The 18,340-nt window shown below is 70.5% G+C and carries 15 protein-coding genes; 3 read left to right on the top strand and 12 right to left on the bottom strand.

Annotated features, from left to right (window positions below; translation table 11 throughout):
* The first annotated feature begins 15 nt into the window (after positions 1-15).
* Positions 16-1,704 (top strand): diguanylate cyclase, encoded by a 1,689-nt coding sequence (locus tag NUG21_RS19725; protein WP_263391792.1) that lies wholly within the window; start codon positions 16-18, stop codon positions 1,702-1,704.
* A gap of 57 nt (positions 1,705-1,761) precedes the next feature.
* Here NUG21_RS19725 and fhuE read toward each other — a convergent pair whose 3' ends face one another.
* The 3 genes from fhuE to NUG21_RS19710 all read right to left on the bottom strand — a co-directional run bounded on the left by fhuE (position 1,762) and on the right by NUG21_RS19710 (position 5,982).
* Entirely contained in the window at positions 1,762-3,927 is a 2,166-nt protein-coding gene (fhuE, locus tag NUG21_RS19720; protein ID WP_263391791.1) for a ferric-rhodotorulic acid/ferric-coprogen receptor FhuE, read from the bottom strand.
* Positions 3,928-4,321: 394 nt separating this feature from the next.
* Positions 4,322-4,888, bottom strand: coding sequence for a cytochrome b (locus tag NUG21_RS19715; RefSeq protein ID WP_263391790.1), 567 nt, complete (start codon positions 4,886-4,888; stop codon positions 4,322-4,324).
* Positions 4,885-5,982 (bottom strand): catalase family peroxidase, encoded by a 1,098-nt coding sequence (locus NUG21_RS19710; RefSeq protein WP_263391789.1) that lies wholly within the window; start codon positions 5,980-5,982, stop codon positions 4,885-4,887. The genes NUG21_RS19715 and NUG21_RS19710 overlap by 4 nt, the downstream gene beginning before the upstream one ends.
* 210 nt (positions 5,983-6,192) lie before the next feature.
* Here NUG21_RS19710 and NUG21_RS19705 point away from each other — a divergent pair, with 210 nt between their 5' ends.
* Positions 6,193-7,143, top strand: a complete 951-nt coding sequence (locus NUG21_RS19705; protein ID WP_263391788.1) for a calcium/sodium antiporter — start codon at positions 6,193-6,195, stop codon at positions 7,141-7,143.
* Positions 7,144-7,324: 181 nt separating this feature from the next.
* On the opposite strand, the gene NUG21_RS19700 is transcribed toward NUG21_RS19705, so the two are convergent.
* Genes NUG21_RS19700 through NUG21_RS19675 form a run of 6 tightly spaced genes read right to left on the bottom strand, consistent with a single transcriptional unit; the run spans position 7,325 to position 13,234 of the window.
* A complete protein-coding gene (locus NUG21_RS19700; RefSeq protein WP_019797517.1) occupies positions 7,325-7,696 on the bottom strand; it encodes a Na+/H+ antiporter subunit G in 372 nt (123 codons plus the stop codon).
* Entirely contained in the window at positions 7,693-7,977 is a 285-nt protein-coding gene (locus NUG21_RS19695; protein WP_019797516.1) for a K+/H+ antiporter subunit F, read from the bottom strand. Before NUG21_RS19695 ends, NUG21_RS19700 begins: the two co-directional genes overlap by 4 nt.
* Positions 7,974-8,477 (bottom strand): Na+/H+ antiporter subunit E, encoded by a 504-nt coding sequence (locus NUG21_RS19690; RefSeq protein ID WP_160946110.1) that lies wholly within the window; start codon positions 8,475-8,477, stop codon positions 7,974-7,976. The genes NUG21_RS19695 and NUG21_RS19690 overlap by 4 nt, the downstream gene beginning before the upstream one ends.
* Position 8,478: 1 nt before the next feature.
* On the bottom strand, positions 8,479-10,041 hold the full coding sequence (locus NUG21_RS19685) for a monovalent cation/H+ antiporter subunit D (protein WP_263391787.1): 1,563 nt from the start codon (positions 10,039-10,041) through the stop codon (positions 8,479-8,481).
* Positions 10,038-10,403 (bottom strand): Na+/H+ antiporter subunit C, encoded by a 366-nt coding sequence (locus NUG21_RS19680; protein ID WP_017908199.1) that lies wholly within the window; start codon positions 10,401-10,403, stop codon positions 10,038-10,040. The genes NUG21_RS19685 and NUG21_RS19680 overlap by 4 nt, the downstream gene beginning before the upstream one ends.
* Positions 10,403-13,234 (bottom strand): monovalent cation/H+ antiporter subunit A, encoded by a 2,832-nt coding sequence (locus tag NUG21_RS19675; protein WP_263391786.1) that lies wholly within the window; start codon positions 13,232-13,234, stop codon positions 10,403-10,405. Before NUG21_RS19675 ends, NUG21_RS19680 begins: the two co-directional genes overlap by 1 nt.
* A gap of 422 nt (positions 13,235-13,656) precedes the next feature.
* Between NUG21_RS19675 and NUG21_RS19670 the strand changes: the two genes are divergently transcribed.
* Positions 13,657-14,592, top strand: coding sequence for an NAD-dependent epimerase/dehydratase family protein (locus tag NUG21_RS19670; protein WP_263391785.1), 936 nt, complete (start codon positions 13,657-13,659; stop codon positions 14,590-14,592).
* A 122-nt stretch (positions 14,593-14,714) separates the two neighbouring features.
* Here the strand turns inward: NUG21_RS19670 and NUG21_RS19665 are convergent, their stop codons facing one another.
* The 3 genes from NUG21_RS19665 to NUG21_RS19655 form a co-directional block, all read right to left on the bottom strand.
* Complete coding sequence (locus NUG21_RS19665) at positions 14,715-15,197, bottom strand: Mpo1 family 2-hydroxy fatty acid dioxygenase (protein ID WP_160946114.1); 483 nt, start codon at positions 15,195-15,197, stop codon at positions 14,715-14,717.
* A gap of 515 nt (positions 15,198-15,712) precedes the next feature.
* Positions 15,713-17,482: a peptidoglycan-binding protein gene (locus NUG21_RS19660; RefSeq protein WP_263391784.1), complete on the bottom strand. Its 1,770-nt coding sequence runs from the start codon at positions 17,480-17,482 to the stop codon at positions 15,713-15,715.
* Positions 17,483-17,589: 107 nt separating this feature from the next.
* Entirely contained in the window at positions 17,590-18,153 is a 564-nt protein-coding gene (locus NUG21_RS19655) for a hypothetical protein (protein WP_263391783.1), read from the bottom strand.
* Positions 18,154-18,340: the final 187 nt, after the last annotated feature.

Raw genomic sequence — 18,340 nt, 5'->3', positions numbered from 1 at the left:
CCATTGGCCGACGCCATGCCCTCCACCACGATCAACCGCTATGGCGTGCCGCTGGCCTTGCTGCTGCTGTTGGGCATCAGCGGCGGCGTGCTGGTGGGCAGCCAGCGCTTCCTGGCCGATACCGCGGCGGTGCAACGCAGCCACCGGGTGATCGCCGAGATCGACGGCCTGCAGCTCAACCTCGCCGACTGCGATGCCTCCCTGCGCGGTTTCCTGCTGCTGGAAACCCACGAACACCTGGTCGATTTCCAGCAGTGCCAGCGCGCGCTGCCGCCGCGGCTGCAGCAACTGGCCACGCTGCTGCAGGACAACCCGGCCCAGCAGCAGCGGCTACAGGAGGTCCGCGTCCAGATCGAGACGCGCATGCGCGACAGCGCACGCGCCGTGGCCCGCTTCCAGGGCAAGGGCGCAGGCATGGTCAAGCTCGACCCCGAGCGCGCGCGCCACGGCCGCGCGCTGTCGCAGGCGATCCGCCGCAACACCGACACCATGGTGCGCAGCGAGCGCGCGGCGCTGGCCGGCAGTGCCCGCTCCACCGCCGCCAACGCCGACCTGCTGCGCCGGCTGGCGGTGGTCGGCATCCCGGCGGTGTGTGCGCTGACCCTGGTGCTGTACCTGCTTTTGCGCCGCGAGATCGGCCGCCGCAGCCAGGCCGAGCAGCGTGGTCACCAGACCAACGCGCTGCTGGTGGGCACCGTGCAGCAGATGCAGCGCACCGAACAGGATCTGCGCACGCTCAACCGCTGCAGCCGCGGACTGCAGAGCTGCATGCAGGCGGACGAGGCGGTGGAGGTCGCGCGGCAGGCGCTGGAACGCCTGCTCGGGGATGCCGGCTGCAGCGTGTACTGCACCGACGCGGCGGGCGAGCAGGCGGTCTGCGTCGCACATTGGGGCGAGGACGCGGTGTGTGCGCCGACGCTGTCGCTCGGCGGCTGCGAAGGCCTGCGCAGCCGCGCCACCCAGATCCAGCGGCCCGGTGCCGCGCCGGCCTGCGCCCACGCCGGCGCGGCGCGGCATGGCACCTGCGTGCCGATGGTGGTGCAGGGCGAGCCGCTGGGCCTGATCCATCTGTCCAGCCGCGATCCGACCGTGCTCGAGCGCCTGCCGCTGGTCGAGGTGGTGGCCGAACAGCTGGCGATGGCGCTGCACAACCTGCAGTTGCGCCAGCGCCTGCGCATGCAGTCGATCCGCGATCCGCTGACCGGGCTGTACAACCGCCGCTACCTGGAAGAATCGCTGCTGCGCGAGCTGGCCCGCTGCGAGCGCCGCGAGCAGCCGCTGGCGCTGATGATGCTGGACCTGGACCACTTCAAGGCCCTCAACGACCGCCTCGGCCATGCCGGCGGCGATGCCTTGCTGGCCGCGTTCGGCCAGTTGCTGGCCGGGCTGGTGCGGCCGGAGGACATCGCCTGCCGTTATGGTGGCGAAGAGTTCACGGTGATCCTGCCCGGCGCCGCCGCCGACGTGGCGCAGCGCCGCGCCGAGCAGATCCGCGCCGCGGTGGCGGACCTGCAGGTGCAGCACCAGGGCCAGGTGCTGCCACCGGTGACCGTGTCGATCGGCGTGGCCGCCTACCCGGACCACGGCGGCAGCACCGAGGAACTGCTGCGCTGCGCGGACGCGGCGCTGTACCGCGGCAAGCGCAGCGGCCGCAATCGCGTCGCCGCCGCCGGCGACGTGCCGCTGCGCGTCGTCGAGGCCTAAGCGCCTCCTCCATCGCCACGCATGCCGCGTCGCGGCATGCACGGGTCGGCGATCGACTCAGAACGACCAGCTGAAGCTCAGCGTCCCGCTGCGCGGCTCGCCCCAGGCGCCGTAGCCGTAGATCTGCGCGTAGTAGCGCTTGTCCAGCAGGTTGTTGAGGTTGAGCTGCACCGAGAACGCCGGCGACAGGCGGTAGCGCGCGAAGGCGCTGACCAGCGCGTAGCCGCTCTGCTCGAAGCGGCCGTAGGTGGCGTCGACGTAGTAGATGCGGTTCTGCCAGTTGACGCCACCGCCGAAGGTCAGTTCGCTCAGGCTGCGCGGGGTGTAGCTGCTGTAGAGCTTGAGCGTGGTCTGCGGCAGCTGGCTGTTGATGTCGGCGCCGGCGGCATCCTTGGCGACATAGCGCGAGGCGCCGAAGGTGGCGTTCCAGCCCGGCGCCAGTTCGCCGTTCAATTCGAACTCCACGCCGCGGCTGGCCGTGCCCTGCGCGGCGATGTAGGCGGTCTCGGTGGTGCCCTGCACGAATCCGCTGGTGGCCTGGGCGACGTTGTCCTGCTCGATGCGGAACACCGACAGCGCAGCGTTGAGGCGGTCGTCGAACCAGGCACCCTTGACCCCGGCCTCGTAGCTCTTGCCGATCACCGGGTCCAGGTAGGCGCCGCTGGCGGTGCGCGCGGTCTGCGGCTGGAAGATGTCGGTGTAGCTGGCATAGACCGACCAGACGTCGTCGAGCGTGTACACCAGGCCGGCATAGGGCGTGGTCTTCTCCTGGTGCAGGACGTAGCCCACCCCGCCCTCGCTGCCGTCGACCTTCCAGTCGGTGTAGCGCGCGCCCACGATCAGCTTCAGCGGATCGGCCAGCGACAGCCGCGCCGCCGCATAGCCTGCCTTCTGGGTGACGGTGCCGCGGCTGAACTCGCTGATCGGCGACCAGGCCGGTTCCGGATAGGCGCCGGTCCAGCCCAGGTAGCTGGGCAGCGGCCCGGGGAAGTCGAAGGCGCCGGTGTTCACGTAGCGGCGGCGGTTGTAGCTGACCCCGGCCATCAGCTCGTGCTCGCGCCCGCCCAGCTGGAACGGGCCTTCGGCGTAGGCGTCCAGGCCGTCGACCTTGCGCCCGATGATGTAGTAGCCCGAATACGGCACCACGCCGGCGCCGGTCTGCCGGTCGAAGCCGTAGATGGTGTAGTACGGGTAGAACAGCTTGTCGGTGACGTCGGTCTGGTCGTGGGTGGCGTTGAGCTTGAGCTGCCAGCCGTTGCCGAAGGCGTGCTGCAGGGTGGCGAAGGCGCGCTTGCTGGTGGTGTCCCAGAACGTCCAGTCGGCGGCCGGGTTGAACCAGCGCGGGTAGTCGGTGCGGCTGCCGTCGGCATACCACAGCGGGAAACCGCCCCAGGTGACCCCGCCGGAGTGCTTGTTCTGGTAGTCGTAGCCCACGCTCAGTTGCGTGTCCGGGGTCAGGTCGGCATCGATCACCGCATAGCCCAGCGACTTGCGTTGGCTGTAGCGCTGCACGTACGAATCGGTGTCCAGGTAGCTGCCGATCACCCGTGCGCGCACCGTGCCGCTGGCGTTGAGCGGGGTGGTGACGTCGACCGTGGAGCTGGTGCGGCCCCAGCTGCCGGCGCTGACGGTGACGCTGCCGGTGAGTTCGGCGCTGTCGGCGTGCTTGCGGATCAGGTTGACCGAGGCCGAGGGGTTACCGGCGCCGGTGAGCAGGCCGGTGGCGCCGCGCACCACTTCCACGCGGTCGTACAGGGCCAGGTCCAGCGCCGAATCGCCGTAGCTCCAGTTCTGCACCATCGTGGTCGGGATGCCGTCGAACTGGTAGTTGTCGATATAGAAACCGCGCGCGTAGAACTCGAAGCGCTCGCTGTCCGAGCGCGTGCTGGACACGCCGGTGGTGTTCTCCAGCACGTCGATGATGTCGTCCAGGCCCTGATCCTCGATGCGCTGGTGGCTGATGATGCTCACCGACTGCGGGATCTCCCGCGGCGCCAGCGTGAAGCGGGTGCCGGCACTGGTCTTGCGCACGCTGTAGCCCTCGGCGCGCTCGCCCTTGACGCTGATCTTGTCCAGGGTGGTGACGTCGCGCTCGGCATCGTCCGCGCCGTCGTCGGCGGACGCGCTCGGGGTCGCGGCGAACGCCGGCACGGCGGCCAGCAGGCAGGCCACGGCCAGGGCCGAACGGCGCGGGAAACGGCAGGTGGGGGCAACACGGGACATCGCGGACTCCAAGGCAGCAGGCAGGGCCGTCGCTGGCGCGGATGCGGCGCCGGGCGACGATCGAGGGTGAGCTGGCTTGGCGTGCGGGCCCGCACGCCGAGGTGGCGGGCTGCGGGACAACGGCGCTGGCTGGCGCGGCCGCGGCGCCGGGTCCCCAGGGGGCACCCGGTGCGCGGGAAGAACAGGGGCGGACGAGCGCGCCCGTCCGCCGACAAGTGTACCGGCGGTCAGAGGCTGGGACCATGTCGGCGCCGACATAAACGCTGCGCGTGGGTCGGATGAAGGGCGAACCCGAGCCGCCGCTGTGAGCGTGGCGGGCCAGCGTACGCGTGGCGTGGCCAGTGCAGGCGGCGCATGGCGCCCGCGCATGCTGCGCGGGCGCGTCGTGCGTGGACTACCCCTGCTCGCGCCGCGCGTCCGCCGCCGGGCCGCGTGCCATGCTCGAGAACACGCCGTCGCGGCGCACCCAGGCATGGAACAGCGCCGCGCACAGGTGCGCCAGCACCGTGGCGAACAGCAGGTAGGCCAGCCAGCCGTGCGCGCTGCGCAGCCAGGCGTACAGCGCCGGGCTGTGCGGGGCGATCGGCGGCAACTGCACGCCGGGCCACAGCACGATCGGGTAGCCGCCGGCCGAGAGCATCGACCAGCCCAGCAGCGGCATCGCCAGCATCAGCGCGTACAGCAGCCAGTGCGAGGCGTGCGCGGCCACCTGCTGCCAGCGCGGCAGGTCGGCCGGCAGCGGCGGCGGCCGGTGCCGCAGGCGGTTGCCCAGGCGCACCAGCACCAGCAGCAGGATGGCGATGCCGAGCGGGCGGTGCAGGTTCAGCAGCCAGGGCCGCTGCGACACCGAGGCGACCATGCCCACGCCGACGAACAGCATGGTCAGGATCATCGCCGCCATCAGCCAGTGCAGCACGCGCGCGAGCAGGTTGAAGTGCGCGGCGCGGTCGTCGCGGTTCATTGTGCACCTCCGTGCGGACGGCCGGTGGCGTCGGGCGCCTGGCCGCGGGCGATCTCGCGCTCGCGGCGGTTGAAGGACTGCGAATACACCGCCGAGCGCGCGGCCAGGACCGGGTCGCCGGAGCCGGCGATGCCGCGCGGCAGGATCAGTGGATCGTAGTTGAGGTCGCGGCATGGCCCGGTGGCCTGCGGCTCGGCATGGTCCAGCACCAGGGTGCCGGCGACCACCTGTGGGCGGTCCTGCGGCCAGGGCTGCGAGGGGTCGTCGACCGGATCGCCGGGTGCGGCCACGGTCAGCACCAGGTCCCAGCGCAGCGGGCCGCGCGCCAGCCGCGCCTGCAGGTCTTCGCTGAGGAAGTCGGCATCGGCCTTGGCGCGTTGCTCGGCCGACAGCGGCGCGAACGGGGTCTGCGGGCGCATCGACCAGCGCACCGCGTGCGTGCTGCCGTCGGCGGCGGTGAAGCGGAACGCGTTGACGCCGTTGTACTGGGTGTTGGCCCAGCTATTCGACCATGGCGCGGTCTTGGCCCATTCCTGGAACTTCTTCGCTTCCGGGTAGCGCTGCAGGAACGCCGCCATCTTCGCCGGGTCCGGCTTGCCGGTGGCCGGGTCCGGGCGCGCGGCCACGGTCTGCGCCATGAAGCCCTCGGGGCTGGCGACCACGAAGAACGGGAAGCTGTTCATCGCCGTGCGCCACTCCTGGCCGTCGTCGCTGCGCAACTGCAGCGCCATGCTGCGCACGCGGGCGGCGCCGTCGGCGCCATGCGGGTCGCCACCGCCGATCGACAGGCGGCCCAGCACCGGCACCGAAGCCTGTGCGAACACCCGCGCCGAGGACAGCGCGCTGCCCTGGCCGTTGCCCTCGAAATAGCCGCTGACGCACACGCCCTTGCTGTGCGCGCGGCGGAAGCCCGGATGCGGCGGGCCGCCAGCTTCGATGGCGTCGGTCATGCGCTGCGCGGTCAGCCGCTGCGGGCCGCCCAGCCAGCCGGCGCTCCAGGCGAAGGCGGCGGCGAGCACCGCGGCGATCGCGGCGATGGCGGTCAGCGCCGGCCAGGGCCGCCGGCGCGGCGGCGTGGGATCGGGACGGGACATGGGGCGGCTCCTGTGGCGAGGCGAAGGGAGGGACGCGGTCGGGCGCGCGACAGGCGCTAGCAGACACGGTCGGGCATGAACGCGGTGCAGTCGTGGCGGGCCGCGCGCGGCCGGCGGCCGCAGCGTGCCATGAGCGGCGGCGGCACGACCACGGCGGCATCATCGACCCTGCGCATAGAATCGCCGCATCTTGCGGGCAGGGAGTCGGTGATGGCCGGTGCGATCGGGTGGGTGCTGGTGGGGCTGGCGTTCCTCGCGCTGGGCGGGGATTCGATCGTGAAGGCCGCCTCCGGCCTGGCGCAGCGCTGCGGCGCCTCGCCGTTCGTGGCCGGGTTGCTGCTGGTGGCCTTCGGCACCTCGTTGCCGGAATTGGCGGTCAATGCGAGCGCCTACGCAGCCGGCGCGCAGGACCTGGCGCTGGGCAACGCGGTCGGCAGCAACCTGGCCAATCTCGGCCTGACCCTGGGCCTGGCCGCGCTGGCGGCGCCGCTGCTGCTGCGCACGCGCCTGCTGCCGCCGCTGCTGGTGCTGCTGACCCTGGCGACGCTGGCGCTGATCGGCTTCGGCCTGGATGGCGCGATCTCGCGCGCCGAAGGCGTGGCGCTGCTGGTGGCCTTCGTCGGCGTGGTCGCCTTCCTGCTGCTGCGCGCGCGCCACGAGCCGGCCGCGCGCCAGCTCGGCGTGTCCGGCTATGCGGTGACCCGCACCGGGCTGGTGCTGAACCTGCTGCGGCTGCTGATCGCACTGGTGCTGTTGAACGCCGGCGCCAATCTGGTGGTGGAGCACGCGCCGCGGCTGGGCGCGGCCTGGGGCCTGTCGCCGTTGCTGGTCGGCCTGCTGCCGGTGGCGATCGGCACCGCGCTGCCGGAAGCGGCCGCCGCGGTGGCCGCCGCGCGCCGTGGCCAGGGCGACATGGTGGTCGGCCACGTGCTGGGCTCGAGCCTGTTCAATCTGCTGGTGGTGATCGGCGGCATGGCGGCGCTGCGGCCAGTGCCGTTGCCGGCCTCGTTCGTGCGGCTGGAATTGCCGGCGGCGATCGCGCTGGCGGTGGTGCTGTACCCGATGCTGCGCGGCGACATGCGGCTGAGCCGCGGCGAGGGCGCGGTGCTGTTGGTGGCGTTCCTGGCGTGGGTGGGGCTGGAGCTGGCGTTGGTGGCGTGAGTAGCTGGGAGTGGGGATGCGTGGTGACCAGCCTGCGGCTGCTGAAAGCGGGGATTCGAAAAAGCGGCTGGCGTCTGCCGCAGGAGCGGCTCTTGTGCCCTTGTGTGGGATCAGCCGCGACGGAGCTGTCGCGGGAACGCCCGGTCGCGGCTGAAGCCGCTCCTACGAGGTACCCGATGTGCTACGGCCCGTCCGGCTGCTCCGGCGGCGGCAGGCCTTCCTGCTCGGCATGGTCGCTGCCCGGCACCTGCGGGCGCTGTTCCAGCATCAGCGACAGTGCCGCCTTGGCCATCATGTGCGCGCTGATCGGCGCGGTGATGAACAGGAACGCGGTGATCAGCAGCTCGCGCGGCTGCGGGTCCTGGCCCAGGAACAGGTGGTAGCCGACCGAGGCCAGCAGCACGCAGCCCACGCCCAACGTGCTGGCCTTGGTCGGCGCGTGCAGGCGCTTGAAGAAGTCCGACAGCTTCACCAGCCCCAGCGCGCCGACCAGGATGAAGAAGCAGCCGACGATCAGCAGCAGCGACAGCCCCACCTGCAGCACGCCGATCATTCGACGATGTCCCGGCGCAGCACGTACTTGCTCAGCACCACGGTGCTGCCGAAGCCGAGCATGGCGATGATCAGCGCGGCCTCGAAGTACACCGGCGAATCCAGGTACATGCCGAACAGCATCAGTTCGGCGATGGCGGTCACTGACAACGTGTCCAGCGCCAGGATGCGGTCGGGCACGGTCGGCCCGCGCAGCAGCCGCCACAGCGCCAGCAGCATCGCCAGCGCCACCACGTGCATGCACACCACGATCGTGGTCTCGATGAACATGTGGCTGTTCATGGGAAGATCTCCATCAATGGTGCCTCGTAGCGCGTCTTGATCTGCCGGATCACGGTCTCGGCATCGTCCAGGTGCAGCACGTGCACCAGCAGGTATTTGCGGTCGTCCGACAGCGCCGCCGACACCGTGCCCGGGGTCAGGGTGATCATGCTGGTCAGCGCGGCGATGCCGTGGATGTTGGCGATGTCCAGCGGCACCCAGATGAAGCCGGGGTGGATGCGCTTCTCCGGGCCGAGCACCTGCAGCGCCACCACCACGTTGGAGCGCACGATGTCCCACGCCGCCACGCACAGCATCTTCGGCACCGAGCGCAGCGAGCCGATGCGGGCGAATTCGCGGTCCAGGCGCGCGGCGAACAGCGGTACCGCCACGCCCAGCCCGGCACCCAGCAGCAGTTGGCCGAGACTGAAGCTGTCGCTCATCAGCAGCCAGAACGCGATGACGGTCAGGCTCAGCGGCCAGGACGGGAACAGGCGGCGCGACCAGGGACGGGCGGACATGTCAGGGCTCCCGCAGGATCGGCGCGGTGGCGCGCAGCTGGGTGGTGTAGTCGGCCGGGCGCAGCAGTTGCGCGGCGGCGGCTTCGCTGTAGCGCAGCAGCGGCCCGGCGGCCACGGTCATCGCCACGCCGTAGCCGAGCAGCAGCACGGTGGCGGCGGTTTCCAGCGGCCGCGCCGGCGCCTTGCGCGGCGCCGGGCGCGGCACTTCCACGGTGCCGTCCTCGGCGGTGTCCTGATCGCCGGGCACGCGCCAGAACAGGCGCACGCCGCCACGGGTCAGGCCCATGATCACCATCAGGCTGCTGAGCAGCACCGCGGCCCACACCGGCGCGGTCAGCCCGCCCGGGGTCGCGCTGAGGATCGCCACCTTGGCCAGGAAGCCGGACAGCGGCGGCAGCCCGGCCACCGAGATCGCCGCGATCAGGAACAGCACGCCGGGCACGGTCTTGCCCGGCAGCGGCGCGATGATCTCCTTGCGGTCGCTGGCGCCGCCGCGGCGGCGCCGGATCAGGTCGGCGATCATGAACAGCGCCGCGGCGACGAAGCTGCTGTGCGCCAGGTAGTACAGCCCGGCGCCGAGCGTGCCCGGCGCGTCCAGGGCGAAGGCCACGAACAGCGTCGCCGCCGACACGATCACCAGGTAGCCGATCAGCACCCGCAGGCGTACCGCCGCCAACACGCCCAGCGCGGCCAGCAGCAACGTCGCCAGGCCCAGCCACAGCAGCCAGTCGCGGCCGTAGCCGTCCAGCGCCTGCGCCTGGCTGCCCAGGATCAGCGTGCTCACCCGCAGCACCGCATACAGGCCGACCTTGGTCATGATCACGAACAGCGCCGCCACTGGCGCCGGCGCGCGCGCATAGGTCTCCGGCAGCCACAGGTACAGCGGCAGCAGCGCGGCCTTGGCGCAGAACACCAGCAGCAACAGGCCGAACGCGGCCTTGATCAGCGCCACGTTCTGCGGCGGCGCCTGCGCCACGCGCTGCGACAGCTCGGCCATGTTCAGCGAGCCGAGCAGTGCGTACAGCAGGCCCAGCGCGATCAGGAACACGGTGGAGGAGGTGACGTTGAACACCACGTAGTGGAAACCCACGCGCAGGCGCAGGCTGCGCCCGCCGCTGAGCAGCAGGCCGTAGGAAGCGATCAGCATCACCTCGAAGAACACGAACAGGTTGAACACGTCGCCGGTCAGGAACGCGCCGTTGAGGCCGACCAGCTGGAACTGGAACAGCGCATGGAAATGCGGCGCGCGGCGGTCCCAGCCGGCGCAGGCGTGCAGCAGGCAGGCGCCGGCGAGCAGGGTGGTGGTGGCCAGCATCCACGCCGACAGGCGGTCGGCCATCAGCACGATGCCCAGCCGCGAGGGCCAGTCGCCGAGCAGGTAGGCGTGGACTTGGCCATCGCGCACCTGCACGCACAGCGCCAGCACCGCCGCAGCCAGCGCCGCCATCGCGGTCCAGGCGACCACGCGGCGCACCTTGCGGCCGTAGCGGCGGTGCTCCACGAACAGCGACAGCGCCGCGCCGAGCAAGGGGATCAGGATCGGCAGGATCAGCAGATGGGTCATGGCGCCTCCCCGTCGGCGGGATCGGGGTCCGGGCGCGCATCGACGTGGTCGCTGTGGTTGTCGCCGCGGCTGCGCATCGCCAGCACGATGCTGACCGCGGTCATCGCGAAGGCGATCACGATCGCGGTCAGCACCAGCGCCTGCGGCAGCGGATCGGCGTGTTCGGCCAGGGTCGGGGCGATGCCGTCGCGCAGTACCGGCGCCTTGCCCTGCACCAGTCGGCCGCCGGCGAAGATCAGCAGGTTGGTGGCGTAGGACAGCACGGTCATGCCCAGGATCACGTCGAAGCTGCGCGCGCGCAGCAGCAGGTACACGCCCACCGCGGTCAGCACTCCGATCGCGCTCGCCAGTGCCAGTTCCATCAGGGCATCTCCCCGGTGATGGCCGACCGCCGCGCCGGATCGATCTGCCCGCGCTGCGAATCGCGGGTGCGCGAGGGCTTGATCGTGCCCATCATCGACAGGGTCAGCATGGTGCCGCCGAACACCACCAAGTACACGCCGGTATCGAAGATCAGCGCGCTGGCCAGCGGCACGCTGCCGATCAGCGGCACCTCCAGGTCGAGATGGCCGCTGGTCAGGAACGGCACGCCGAACAGCATCGAAGCCATGCCGCCGAGCGTGGCCAGCAGCAGGCCCAGGCCGATGCAGCGGATGTAGTCGAAGCCGAAGCGCGACTCCACCGAGGCCGCGCCCTGGATCACGTACTGCATCAGCAGCGGCACCGCCAGCACCAGCCCGGCGATGAAGCCGCCGCCGGGCGCGTTGTGGCCGCGCAGGAACAGGAAAATCGACACGGTCATGGTCAGCGGGAACATCAGCTGCGCCAGGTCGGCCGGTACCGGCAGCTTGATCGGCGGCCCGGGCATGACCTTCTCAGGCGCCATCCGCGCGCGCCGCAGCAGCGCGTGCACGACCAGCGCGGCGATGCCGAACACGGTGATCTCGCCGAAGGTATCGAAGCCGCGGAAGTCCACCAGGATCACGTTGACCACGTTGCGGCCATAGGCCTCCGGCAGCGCGCGCTGCAGCAATTCGCCGGCCATGGTCGCCGCCGGCCGGGTCATCACCGCATACGCCAGCAGCGCCATGCCGCCACCGGCGGCGATCGCCAGGATCGCATCGCGCCAACGCCGCCAGCGCCGCGGCTCCGGTGGCGAGGCCTTGGGCAGGTAGTTCATGCCCAGCAGCATCAGCACCAGGGTCACCATCTCCACCAGCAACTGGGTCAGCGCCAGGTCCGGCGCCGACAGGAACACGAACACCAGGCTCACGCCCAGCCCGCTGCCACCCAGCACCAGCACCGCCAGCAGGCGCTGCCGGTACAGGAACAGCGTGGACAGCGCGCAACTGAGGATCAGCAGCCACAGGCCCCAGCCCAGCAGCGGCATGCCCTGCGGCGCCGGCCACTGCTGCCACAGCGGCGGCGCGCGCAGCAGCGGTGCGGCGGCCACCACCACCGCGGCCAGCACCAGCCAGCGCAGGCTGCGCTGCAGGCTGCCGTTGGCGAGTACGCGGGTGAAGCGCGCGGCCAGGCCGAACAGGGTCTGCACGTGCCAGTGGAACACGCGCTTGCCCAGCGAACGACTGACCTCGGTATACAGCGCGGTCAGCCGGCGCAGGCCGAAATACAGCACGACACCGCCGACCACGCCGGCGATGCTCATCGCCAGTGGCGCGTTCCAGCCGTGCCACACCGCCAGGCTGTAGTCGGGCAGGGCATCGCCGAGGATCGCGCCGGCGGCGGCGCGCAGCACCGGCGCCACGGTCAGCGCCGGCACGATGCCGACCGCCACGCACACCAGCACCAGGATCTCCACCGGAATCTTCATCCAGCGCGGGGGCTCGTGCGGCATCGCGTCCAGGTCGCGCGGGCCGCGGCCGAAGAAGGTCTCGTAGACGAAGCGCAGGCTGTAGGCCACGCCGAACACGCCGGCCAGCAACGCCGAAGTCGCGGTGAACACGCGCATCGCCGCCGGGCCGTCGGCGCCCAGCGCCTCGGCGAAGAACATCTCCTTGGACAGGAAGCCGTTGAGCAGCGGGATGCCGGCCATCGACAGCGAGGCGGTGATCGCCAGCGCGCTGGTGATCGGCATCCAGCGGCGCAGGTTGCCGAGCCGGCGCATGTCGCGGGTGTGGGTCTCGTGGTCGATGATGCCGGCGGCCATGAACAGCGAGGCCTTGAACACCGCATGGTTGAGGATGTGGAACACGCCGGCCACCACCGCCATCGGCGTGGACAGCCCGAACAGCATGGTGATCAGGCCCAGGTGCGAGATCGTCGAATACGCCAGCAGGCCCTTGAGGTCGTGCTGGAAGATCGCGAACCAGGCGCCGGTGAGCAGGGTGATCGCGCCGATGCCGCTGACCGTGTAGAAGAACAGGTCGCTGCCGGCCAGCGCCGGATGCAGCCGCGCCAGCAGGAACACGCCGGCCTTCACCATCGTCGCCGAGTGCAGGTACGCCGACACCGGGGTGGGCGCGGCCATCGCGTGCGGCAACCAGAAGTGGAACGGGAACTGCGCGCTCTTGGTGAAGATGCCGAGCAGGATCAGCCCCAGCGCCCACGGATACAGCGCACTGGCGCGGATCGCGTCGCCGGCGGCGAGCACCGCGTCGAGCTGGTAGCTGCCGACGATGCGCCCGAGCAGCAGCACGCCGCCGAGCAACGCCAGGCCGCCGCCGCCGGTGATCACCAGCGCCATGCGCGCGCCGTCGCGCGCGTCCTGGCGGTGCGACCAGAAGCCGATCAGCAGGAACGAACTGATGCTGGTCAGTTCCCAGAACACCATCAGCAGCAGCAGGTTGCCGGCGATCACCATGCCCAGCATCGCGCCCATGAACAGCAGCAGGCAGGCATAGAAGCGCGCCGCGTTCTCGCGCGCGCTCAGGTAATAGTGCGCGTACATCACCACCAGCGCGCCGATCGCCAGCACCAGGCCGGCGAACATCCAGGCGAGGCCGTCCAGGCGCAGCGAGAACTGCAGGCCGATCTGCGGCAGCCAGGCGTGGTCGGCGCGGACGATGCCGCCTTCGAGCACCGTCGGCGTCAGCGCGCCCAGCACCGCCAGTCCCGCCAACGGCGCCAGCGCCGCGGCCCAGGCCAGGGTGGCGCGCGAGCGGTGGCGCAGGGCAACCACGGCCACTGCCATCAGGAACGGCAAGGCCAGCAGGAGGTCGAGGGCTGGGATCATGCAGGGAATACGAGATTCGCGAGCAGGAGCCCGAGTGTAACAGGCGCATCACGGCGGTGGCCGGCGCGGGAACGGAAGACGGGCACGGTCATGCCGACAGCGTAGCTGCGGGCAAGTGACGCGCTTGCGAGCGCGCGTGGCATGGGCGATGTCGAACGCCGGCGCTGCACGCGTGCGCTTGCCGTATCGCGCGAGCATCGCCCTGTGTGGCCGCGTTGTGCAGCAGAGGTCCTCGCGGCGCTCGCTGCTGACGAGGGCGCGTGCGGCGCGGGCGAGATCGTCGAAGAGCGTGGCGATCGTCGGCGCCTCGCGCCTCTCTGCATCGCGCCTTGCCGGCCTCTGCCAGACGTGGCGCGCCGTGCAGCGGAACGATCCGGCGCGGTGGCGGCCGCAAACGGCGGCGCACGCACTATCCTGTGTCGATGACCGATTCGCCTGCCGCCGCATCCGCTTCCTCTTCGTCCCTCGCGTCGCCGCGCATTGCGCTGGTGTTCGGCGGCAGCGGCCAGATCGGCGAGCGCCTGTTGCATCGCCTGCTGGCCGCCGGCTGGGAGGTGCATGCCTATTCCCGCCAGGCGCGCGCGGCGCAGCCGGGCCTGCACTGGCATGTCGGCGAACTCAGCGCGCTGCAGGCGCCGCCGGTGGCGGCCGAGGTGGTGTTCAGTTGCGGGCCGCTGGACGCCTTCGCCGATTGGTACCGGCGCGCGCCGGTCGCGGCCGCGCGCGTGGTCGCCTTCGGCTCCACCAGCCTGGAGGTCAAGCGCGACTCGCTGGATGCCGCCGAGCGCGACGTCGCCCGGCGCCTGCGCGAGGCCGAAGCCATCGTGTTCGCGGTCGCGGCCGAGCGCGGTGCGGCCGCGACCGTGCTGCGGCCGACCCTGGTCTACGGCGCCGGCCGCGACCGCACCCTCAGCGCGATCGCGGCGCTGGCGCGGCGCACCGGCTGGTTCGTGCTGCCACGCAGCGCCAGCGGCCTGCGCCAGCCGGTGCACGTGCAGGACCTGGCCGACGCGGCGCTGGCGGTGCTGGCGCATCCGGCCACGCACGGGCGCAGCTATGCCCTTGGTGGCGGCGAGACGCTCAGCTATCGCGAGATGGTGCGACGGGTCCTGGCCGTACTAAGGCCACCGGCGCGGCTGCTGTCGCTGCCGCACGCGCTGTTCGCGCTGGCGCTGGCGCTGGCCCACGCCTGCGGCCGCCTGCAGGGCATGAACCGCGCCGCGCTGCAGCGCATGCGCGAGGACCTGGCGTTCGATCTGCAACCGGCGCGGCAGGATTTCGGCTATGCGCCGCGCGCCTTCGCGCCGGATGCGGCGATGCTGGGTCTGGAGACCGGGGACACGGTGACGCAGGGTTGATGCGATGTCGCACCGCGGCAGTCGCCAGCTCGATGCCGATGAGGGCGGCAATCGAGTGGACGAGGGGAAGAAGCCCGGCGTCCCCGCCTACTGGCGATGCCCGGCAGCGTTCTCGGCCGCGCTCAGTAGCGCCAGTGCATGCGCCGGTACAGCTTGGCCATCACCCAGGCCGGGCCGATCAGCAGGTAGGTCAGATCGGTGAGGAAGCTGGGCCGATGGCCTTCCAGCGCGTGGCCGATGAACTGCGCGATCCAGGCCACCACGAACACGCCGATCGCCAGCCACAGCAGCCCCTGCAGACCCAGGTGCGCCTCCAGCAGCCGGCACAGGCAGCCGCAGAAGAAGAACGCCGCCAGCATGCCGTAGCCCAGCGGGCGCGACAGGCGGTTGTAGTACATCCACGCCGCGAACATGCCCAGCGCCGCCCACAGCCCGCTCTGGAACCAGGTGCCGCCCACCGGGATACACCACAGCAGCGCCACCACCGACCACAGGATCGCCGGCACCGCGACCACGTGGATGCGCTGATTGGCGGCATTGCGGTGATCGTCGGAATAACTGGCGAAATAGCGGTCGATCGGGCGCGCGTAGGCGGTGGTATCCATCTTCCCTCCCAGGAACCGGCCCAGCATAGCGCCATCGCTGGCGCGATGCGGAGACACTGGGCCGCGGGAGGCGAGGAGCGCGGCGACGGGATCGTCTGCGGCGATCCGGCGGAGCGGATAGCCGTTGCCTGCGGCACGGACGTCCTTCCCGTTTGCCGGTTGGACCCGACTCCGCAAAGTTCCCCGCCCGCGCAGCCAGCATGCAGGCTGCCCGGCCAGCGGAGCGACCTTTCGAGGGGCTCTAGAATCTCTGGGACGTGTCCCGTAGGAGCGGCTTCAGCCGCGACAGGTTTGAGCGGGAACGCGCCCGTCGCGGCTGAAGCCGCTCCTACAGGAGGACCTTGCAGGCGGCTCGATCGTGCCCGAAGCAGGTATGAGACGTGCTTTTCCGTTTGGACGAACGAGGTCCGAGACGCGTCGGACGCCGCCTGGCCGGTTACCACAGGCAAGCGGTGGCGTCGCCGATCAGGGGCGACCGCGCTGTCGGCGCGATCGCCCCATCGCTGCTTGGCGGCTCAGGCGCGCGCCATGCTCCTGTTCGCTTCCTGCTGCTGCTCGCGCTGCACCGACTCCTGCTGCTGCGCGGACTGGCGGGCCAACTGCGCGCTGGTCTGCTCCAGCGGCGGTGCCGGCTGCTGCAGGTCCACCACCGCACGGAAGCCCGGCGTGTTCCCGGCGACGAAGGCCTTGTCGTTCGCCACACTGACCTCCTTCAGCTTGTCGGGGCTATCGATCCCGGCCTGCTTGGCCTGCAAGGTGAGATTGGCCACCGCCTCGCTCGACAGCTTGGCATGCGGCGGATTGGCCTTCTCGGCACCCCGATCGGCTTCCGTGCGCATCTTGTCGTACAGCGGGGTATCCGGGTGGCCGGGCTCGCCGAGCTGCGGGCCTTTCACCGGCTTGGCTTGCGCCTGCTCGACAGCCGCCAGCCCGGCACGGGTGTCGCGGCCGACGATGCCGTCCTGGGTGAGGCCGCGCTGTTTCTGCAGAGCGGTCACCGCCTCCTGGGTGTTGTCGCCGAAGCGGCCATCCTCGGCCAGCGGACGGCCTTGCGCGTCGCGGATGCCGAGGCGGTTGAGCTGCTGCTGCAACTCACGCACCTCCGGGCCGCGGTCGCCCTGGCGCAGCGTGCCGTTGCCCTGCTGCGCCTGATCGCGGCCATGGGCCTCGACCTGCTGGCCGCGGTTCCACCACGTCTCCGGACTGACGGCCTTCCCGTTCGCATCGTGCATCTGGTAGTGCACATGCTGCGCGTACTGGTTCGCTCCGTTCGGGCCGCGTCCGCCCATGGTGCCGATCGCATCGCCGGCGCGCACCACGTCGCCTTCCTTCACCGAGCGCGAATCCAGGTGCAGGATTTCGTGCGAGTTGCCCTGCGCATCGCGGATCTTCACCGTGCCGTACTGGCCGCCGGAGAAGGTCACGGTGCCGGAGATCGGCGCGTGCACCGTCGGATGCTGCCGGTTGATTCCCGTCTGGCCGCCTTCGTAGTTGAAGTCGGTACCGCCGTGCGGGCCACGCGCGCGGTGTTCGCCGTAGTGCCCGGTGATGTGCGGATCGACCTTGCCCTGACTCGGCAGCATGCGCTCCATCGTCTGCTGGAATGTGCTGTGACTGGCGGCTTGCGGCTGCTGTGCCAGCGCAGCCGTGTGCTGCTGGCTGCGTCCCTGCTCCTGTGCCTGCCCGTGCCCTTGCCCCTGTCCCTGGGTGCGCGACTGGTGCTGCTCGACGAACTGCTGATAACGGTCGAGATAAGGCGTCACTTCGCGCCGCGAAATGGCCAGGCCATCGTAGTCCTTGCTCGGGCCATCGTGGTGATACTTGTAGATGTGGTCTTCGCCCTGGCCGCGGCGCTGCGCCAGGTCGCGGTTGTCGATGTAGTGCTGCACCAGTGCGCGCGACTGGGTGTCCACGTCGAACCGGTTGGCATTGTTGACGCCGTAATGCGCACCGGTGCGGTCGACGAACTGGCCGAGGCCGGACGCGGAAGTGGTGCCGGCAGCCGCATCCGGATTGAAGCCGGATTCGACCCGCGCGATGGCCAGGACATAGGCGGTTTCCCGCGACGACAGGCCGGCCTTGCGCGAGGCGTCCATCAGGCTGTCGATCACCCTGGACTGCGTTTCTGGTGTGGCATCGCCCCAGCGCCGCGACTCGCCATGCAGACGGCCATCGTTGGTGTCGATGGGTTCGCGGTAGTGGCTCCAGGGCTTGACGTTCTCGCTGCGGTAGGCGGGCCCCCGCGGCTGCACCATGTCGTTGTAGATCGTGTTGTTGTCGCTCATGTGCGTTCCTTTCTGTGAGACGGATTCTTCCTTGGGGTGGGTGTTGCTCCATGTACTGCGTACTGCGTGTGCCATGCGCCGTTCCTCGGCGCATGATCATGCTTGGCTCAAGGCAGGAAGGGCTCCATGTCCGGATGCTTCAGGCCCAGTGCCTCCAGTTGGTGTTCGTATTCGTCGTTGTTCGGGCTTTGCTGCCCCTGTTCTTCGCGCAGCGGCGGATTGGCATGATTGAGCAATTGGCCCTTGCCGTCGTAGAGGAAGAACCACTCGCAGAACTCGCAGCCGTACGGCAGTTCGCCGTATTGCACGACAAAGTACGTGTCGCCCTTGGCGTTTTCGCTGCAGCCCAGTCCCACGGCCGTGTAGTCGGCCATCTCCGGCGGGGGCGCGAGCATCTGCTGCTGTCCGTTGCGCTCCAGGGCGACCTGGGTCTTGGCGGGAGCGGACGCGTCCGCAGCAGGAAGCGGGGTCAAATGCAGACGCGCTCCAGGGCATTCCTTGATCATGCCGTCTTTTCCTTTTCTGGCCGAATCGGGTGTCGCAGGCGCAGGAGCGGCTTCAGTCGCCGCCGCCTTCGGTGCCGCGTCGCTCGCAGGGTGGGGTTGGCCGCCGCAGGCGGCGAGCATCAACGTCAGGCCGAAAGCGGAAGACAGGGTGATCGGATGTGGCATCGGCGCCTCCTTGGCGAGCGGTTACGCAGCCTGAAATCTGCTGTTCGAGATTACAACCAGTGACAAAGCGCGCTGCCGTGCACTGCGGGGTCGGTCTTGTGGGCAAATGCCGCGCAGAGCGCCCATCCGGCTCGCCGCGAGTCGGCGGCCACCGACCTTAAGACGCAGGTAGGAAGGAATGTCGGCA

This window comes from Xanthomonas sp. CFBP 8445 (assembly GCF_025666235.1).
Classification (GTDB): domain Bacteria; phylum Pseudomonadota; class Gammaproteobacteria; order Xanthomonadales; family Xanthomonadaceae; genus Xanthomonas_A; species Xanthomonas_A indica.
Note: the sequence above shows the minus strand (reverse complement) of the source record. Positions and strands in the feature narration are given on the sequence as shown.

Coding starts and splice junctions, on each gene's coding strand:
- NUG21_RS19725 (WP_263391792.1), top strand. CDS start 16: ATGCCCTCCACCACGATCAACCGCTATGGCGTGCCGCTGGCCTTGCTG.
- fhuE (WP_263391791.1), bottom strand. CDS start 3,927: ATGTCCCGTGTTGCCCCCACCTGCCGTTTCCCGCGCCGTTCGGCCCTG.
- NUG21_RS19715 (WP_263391790.1), bottom strand. CDS start 4,888: ATGAACCGCGACGACCGCGCCGCGCACTTCAACCTGCTCGCGCGCGTG.
- NUG21_RS19710 (WP_263391789.1), bottom strand. CDS start 5,982: ATGTCCCGTCCCGATCCCACGCCGCCGCGCCGGCGGCCCTGGCCGGCG.
- NUG21_RS19705 (WP_263391788.1), top strand. CDS start 6,193: ATGGCCGGTGCGATCGGGTGGGTGCTGGTGGGGCTGGCGTTCCTCGCG.
- NUG21_RS19700 (WP_019797517.1), bottom strand. CDS start 7,696: ATGATCGGCGTGCTGCAGGTGGGGCTGTCGCTGCTGCTGATCGTCGGC.
- NUG21_RS19695 (WP_019797516.1), bottom strand. CDS start 7,977: ATGAACAGCCACATGTTCATCGAGACCACGATCGTGGTGTGCATGCAC.
- NUG21_RS19690 (WP_160946110.1), bottom strand. CDS start 8,477: ATGTCCGCCCGTCCCTGGTCGCGCCGCCTGTTCCCGTCCTGGCCGCTG.
- NUG21_RS19685 (WP_263391787.1), bottom strand. CDS start 10,041: ATGACCCATCTGCTGATCCTGCCGATCCTGATCCCCTTGCTCGGCGCG.
- NUG21_RS19680 (WP_017908199.1), bottom strand. CDS start 10,403: ATGGAACTGGCACTGGCGAGCGCGATCGGAGTGCTGACCGCGGTGGGC.
- NUG21_RS19675 (WP_263391786.1), bottom strand. CDS start 13,234: ATGATCCCAGCCCTCGACCTCCTGCTGGCCTTGCCGTTCCTGATGGCA.
- NUG21_RS19670 (WP_263391785.1), top strand. CDS start 13,657: ATGACCGATTCGCCTGCCGCCGCATCCGCTTCCTCTTCGTCCCTCGCG.
- NUG21_RS19665 (WP_160946114.1), bottom strand. CDS start 15,197: ATGGATACCACCGCCTACGCGCGCCCGATCGACCGCTATTTCGCCAGT.
- NUG21_RS19660 (WP_263391784.1), bottom strand. CDS start 17,482: ATGAGCGACAACAACACGATCTACAACGACATGGTGCAGCCGCGGGGG.
- NUG21_RS19655 (WP_263391783.1), bottom strand. CDS start 18,153: ATGCCACATCCGATCACCCTGTCTTCCGCTTTCGGCCTGACGTTGATG.